At 32.2% G+C, this 5,138-nt stretch carries 6 protein-coding genes; 3 read left to right on the forward strand and 3 right to left on the reverse strand.

The features are described from left to right. Positions 1-878: App1 family protein phosphatidate phosphatase (locus FLP_RS09750; RefSeq protein ID WP_065449335.1), on the reverse strand; the 878-nt coding region annotated here is incomplete at its 3' end. Between the two features lie 66 nt (positions 879-944). On the opposite strand from FLP_RS09750, the gene FLP_RS09755 reads away from it, so the two are divergent. After that, positions 945-1,814, forward strand: coding sequence for a diacylglycerol/lipid kinase family protein (locus tag FLP_RS09755; RefSeq protein ID WP_065449336.1), 870 nt, complete (start codon positions 945-947; stop codon positions 1,812-1,814). A 246-nt stretch (positions 1,815-2,060) separates the two neighbouring features. Here the strand turns inward: FLP_RS09755 and FLP_RS09760 are convergent, their stop codons facing one another. Together FLP_RS09760 and FLP_RS09765 are read right to left on the reverse strand one after the other, a co-directional pair. Next, complete coding sequence (locus FLP_RS09760; protein ID WP_065449337.1) at positions 2,061-3,206, reverse strand: peptidogalycan biosysnthesis protein; 1,146 nt, start codon at positions 3,204-3,206, stop codon at positions 2,061-2,063. A 118-nt stretch (positions 3,207-3,324) separates the two neighbouring features. Then, a complete protein-coding gene (locus tag FLP_RS09765; protein WP_065449338.1) occupies positions 3,325-3,813 on the reverse strand; it encodes a DUF1761 domain-containing protein in 489 nt (162 codons plus the stop codon). 345 nt (positions 3,814-4,158) lie between these two features. Here FLP_RS09765 and FLP_RS09770 point away from each other — a divergent pair, with 345 nt between their 5' ends. Beyond that, positions 4,159-4,464, forward strand: coding sequence for a hypothetical protein (locus FLP_RS09770; RefSeq protein WP_065449339.1), 306 nt, complete (start codon positions 4,159-4,161; stop codon positions 4,462-4,464). 154 nt (positions 4,465-4,618) lie between these two features. Continuing rightward, on the forward strand, positions 4,619-5,138 hold a 520-nt coding region (locus FLP_RS09775), incomplete at its 3' end, for a tetratricopeptide repeat protein (protein ID WP_165606661.1).

Raw genomic sequence — 5,138 nt, forward strand, 5'->3', positions numbered from 1 at the left:
AAATTTTTCATGATTTTTTTAGTTGCTTGTTTTTGATTTTTACCCGTTTGCCTGATATAAACCGCTTTTACCGTAACGGGAAATATTTTGCAGATTCGTTCGTACAAAACAGGATCATGTTGCGAATCATCACCTAATAAAACATATTTAAGGTTAGGGTAAAACTCCAGAACGTGTTTTATTTTATCAAACTTATGGTCGTGATTTCCGCGTCCGCTCATAAAAAAGTCGGTGATGCCTCTTCTGATATCTTTTAATAATATTACAGCTCGTGGCAGTTTATGTATTTTAGTGAATTTTACAATAAAACGATACAAATTCCACTCGCTGCTTGAAACATAAAAAAAAGCATTTTCTTCTTCTTTATTGTTTCTTCCGGCCGAACTCAAAGCCTGATAATGCGGTACAACATCTGTAAAAACCTTACGGTCGTTTACATTTTTAAATAAAAGAATATAGATTTTTTTAAAGAAATTCTGGGTATGCGAAATCAAAAAAGTATCATCGATATCAGATATAATTCCCAGGTTTCCTTTATGAGGTCTAATGAAACTGCCTTTTTCGGTTATAGTCTCATTTTCATCTCTAAGGCTCACTTCATATTCCATCCATCCAAAATCAGTTTCGGTATCAAGCGGAATACAAAACTTAAAATAACCATCGTCTAACGTTTTGGTATGAATTTCGTGATTACCGCACTTTAGATAAATATCAAAATTTTCAAGCGTTTTTATCCTGAACTGATTGATAATTGAACGTGCATTTTTTAGGTTTTTCTTCTGAAAATCATAGTCATACGTTCTTTTAAAAACGTGGCCCATTACAATTAATTCTTGTTCATTGGCATAACCTCGATATAATTGTAAAATTGGTTTCATTAATTGCGTATATTTATAGATAGATGCTGTAAATTAATTATTTTAATTGACTTTAAAAATAAAACTTTGAAAAAGAATATCATATTTGTTGTAAACCCTATTTCCGGAGACCTTGATAAATCAGATTTGATTGAGGCTGTAGAAGAATTTGCAACTACGAATAATTTTGACCTGAAAGTTTACGAAACTACGGGCAAAAGTGACCAAAAAGAAATACAATCACTGTATAATCAATTGCAACCTGAGCGTATTATAGTAGCAGGCGGAGACGGAACTATAAAAATGGTTGCCGAAGCCGTAGAGCAGTTTGATGTTATTATTGGCATTTTACCTGCTGGCTCGGCAAATGGTTTATCTGTAGATCTTAATTTGCCTAGTACAATTGAAGAGAACCTTAAAATTGCCTTTCTAAGCCGTTATATCGAAATGGACATGATTTGCATCAACGGTAAAAAAAGTATCCATTTAAGCGATATTGGTCTTAATGCCGATTTGGTTAAAAACTACGAACAAAGTAATCTGAGAGGAATTTGGGGATACGCTTTGCAGGCTTACAATACTCTTGCTGATTCGAACGAACCTTTTGTTGCTACAATTACAGCAAATAAAGAAACGGTTGAGCATACGGCAAGAATGATTGTAATAGCCAATTCTAAAAAGTACGGAACCGGCGTGACAATTAATCCAAATGGCGCGATGAACGATGGAAGATTTGAGTTAGTGATTCTAAAAAGCCTTGATATATTATTACTTGGAAAAATCATTACTGGAAATATGCCCATTGACTCTGATGATATTGTGATTATTTCGACAGATAAAGCGACTATAAAAACAAATTACCCTGTGAATTTTCAGATTGATGGAGAATATTGTGGCGCACAGACTTCGTTAGACATTCATATTCTGCACAAACAAATGAAAATTGCGATTCCTTAAAAAGCAAAGCTGCATACTTTTGTCATTCCAAGAAACGAGGGATCTTGGCAAGTAACTGGAAAATTTAATATTTCGCCCAGATGGGGCTAAAGATTTAACACTTATATGTCGCTATAAATATGACGCTCCTATAGAGCTATTTTTAGAATTAGCCCTGTAAGGGCGTAATATTTATAGAAAATTAGATAACAATATTACAATAGCTCCATGGGAGTGACATTGAGTTTAGTTATTTGTAAAGGCTATTTATTTAAAAGGATTTCGTTCCTGCCAGTCTGTTTTAGGCTCAAGATAATTAAACAATTTGGCAATATTATGATTGATCAAAGCATTGCTATGCGTAATTAATCCGTACATTTTTAAGGGTTTTGCACCTACAGAACTTTTAATTTCAAGTGCAGTGCGAGCAAAGACAATGTCAGAGAAACCCTGATTGATTGAATACGCGATCATGTCGTACAGCATATTGAGATACAACATTTTTTCACGCTGAATGGTTTCATCATAACCTAAAAAGTAGGTGTCTATTGTATTTCCGTTTTTAATCAGTGTATTGAAACCTATTAGCTTTTCGTCTAAAAAATATCCATAAAACAAAAAGTTATCCTGCATGATTTCTTTAAAAAAACTAAAATGATTTCGGGCTAAGAAAAAAGTGTTGAAAGGAGCATTTTTGGCCACATGAAAGTACAAATCGTAAATAACATCTTCGTATTTTTTAATATCTTCAAGAGACATTTTCTGCTTTCTTATCCCGTCAGCTTTTTTGCGGGCACGTTTGTATTGATCGCGATATTTTTTTGATAAAGCATCAATATAATCCTGCTCAGTTGTCCAGTTTTTATTGATTTCAAAAATCATATTGGGCTGGGTCGAAAAGGTATAATTATTCTTGAATTCCGCTTGTAAGGGTTCAATTTCTGCTGCGGTAAAATCTTTTATACTCGTAATGTGTACCTTTTTCCCGCTCGCTTTCAGGTCTTTTTTAAGCTGGTTAATTGCTTTATGAAGTGTTTTAATTGCTTTTGACTGCTTTGTAGCGCTATCAAAAGCAAAAGCATTTTGTCCCGTAAGCATATTGTTGCCCACGAATAATACATGCGATGCAAAGTTTTTAAAAGCAAAATTACGCACAGAAGTTTTTAGGCACTGATCGCGTTCTCCAAAAGAATCGAGTTTTTCTGCAAATAAAAACTGGGTCAGGACAATTCCTGCGAGTTTATCTTCATTGAAAATCCCAATAAAATGACAAATCATATTTACCGGAGAAGAATTTTCCAGTACTTCGAGATATTCTCTGGTCAAAAAAATATTATTTACAGCCAGCGAATTCCATTCTAAAGGCAATGATGATGTGCTGTTGTAAATTTTAAAAGAATATGTTGTATTCAAAAGTGTAAGCTAATTTTTTCAAAATTAGGTAATATTTATAATAACTCGTCCGGTTTAAGTTATTATTAAGAAAAACCCGTTTGAATGGTAAATTTCAAACGGGTTGTTGTTTTTGGTATTATGCATACGCACATATAATTCCGCCCATTAAGGTTAGGGTTAAAATCCAGTATCCGGAATTGATAAAAATATATTTCCAGGATTTTCTTTCGAATAAACCATTAATAGCCAGCATTGGAAAAGCAAAAAATAAACCCGATATAAAACCATGAAGAGCTCCATGTTTAAAAGTACGATATGCAGTTCCGTAATCGGCCATAAAAGCAGCGAATGAAGGTTTTGCGGTTTCTATCAAAGGAGGTCCGCCAACCATTCCTACTGCTCCGGATTGGTGAATTGTTAATGCTGAGATAATCATAGTCATCATTAAAGAAAAGATGTAAGTGAGTCCGAAAATTTTAATCATATTTCCGTTTTTCAGAGCTTCTGATGTTAGCCCGGCCTCTCTCATCCAGACCGTTCCGAAGACTTTAGGATTATACCAGATAAAACCGGTAACAAGAGTAATTAATGCCGAAATAAAAAAGGGTAAGAAATTCATTTCCATGAGATTAGGGTTTTTAGATTAGTTGTTCAAATTTAAACAAAAAAGTAAAGATAAAAGCATTTTAGTTGATGCAATAATGTAAGGTTACTATGTTGATTGCCATTATTTTGTATTTGTTAATCTATAATTCTATTCTTGAAAATGTGTTTTAAATTGTATGCAATAATTCGTACAGCGTTTTTCTTTAAATAGGGATGCAAAAAACCTTATTTCTTCGGATAAAAAAATAATATATAATTAAGAGCTTATTTTTTAAGAATTTGCTTTTTTTTTATAACTTTAATTCATCAATTTGCATAATAAAATTGAACGAAAAAATAATCTAACCTTTTTAATTATAAAATTATGGTAGTACAATATCAAGGTGAGCAATACGGTAAATCAACTACATTTACGATCAGAATAATAGGTAATAACTTGTCTAAAAGCAGTTCTAATTACCAAATCGATTTGTTGGTAGGCGATAAGCAATTACCGATTTTTACCACAGCAATTCATCAAAGTTTGTCGAATTGCCTAAAAGAGATTTATTTGTTTAGAAAACATAACGGAATCGTATTTAAAGCTTCATCAGAAAAAGTAGCAACAACTTTAGTGCCTTACGACCAAGTCTTGTATAATTATAATAAGTACGCTTTGTTTATGGCTTAAAAAACTATTAAGTTTAAAAATTATAAAAAAGACTGTTTGCAATTTGAGCAGTCTTTTTTTATGCTTTTTGATGTTTTTAAAAATTCAATAATCAGTTTCGTCTCTAAAAATATTTATTTGTTTAAATTTGAATTCTTCTTTAGAGTTTAAAATGATGGCACGATTATTCACAATATTTCTTCTTTTTTTATCTTTTTGTATTCACTCTCAACCTTCAACTAAAGAACTAATTGATAGTTTAAATACCATTGAAAATCATGAGAAAAAAGTTGAATTGTCTCTAAAAATTGCCTTAAAACTCCAAAATTCAGATTGGGAAAGGGCAATTAAATACGTAGAATTGGCTGAAAATGAAGCAAAAAAAACAGCTAATTCAGAATTAAGCTTAGCAAAAGTATATATTACTGCCGGCGACATCTACGACTCAAAAGATGTTTTGGATATTGCTTTGCAATACTACCTAAAAGCCTATGATATTTATAAAAGCAACGACGATGTTCAGGAAGCTGCAAGAGTCGAGAATAATCTTGCCATTATTTATGCTAAAGGCAATAATAAGGCAAAGGCATTGAAGTATTTTTTAAACGTATACAAGTATCAAAAGTCCAGAAAGGATCCAACCAAACTGGTTAAAATTTTAAATAATATAGGAACGATTTATCTGGATAAAAATG

Source organism: Flavobacterium piscis (assembly GCF_001686925.1).
GTDB classification, from domain to species: domain Bacteria; phylum Bacteroidota; class Bacteroidia; order Flavobacteriales; family Flavobacteriaceae; genus Flavobacterium; species Flavobacterium piscis.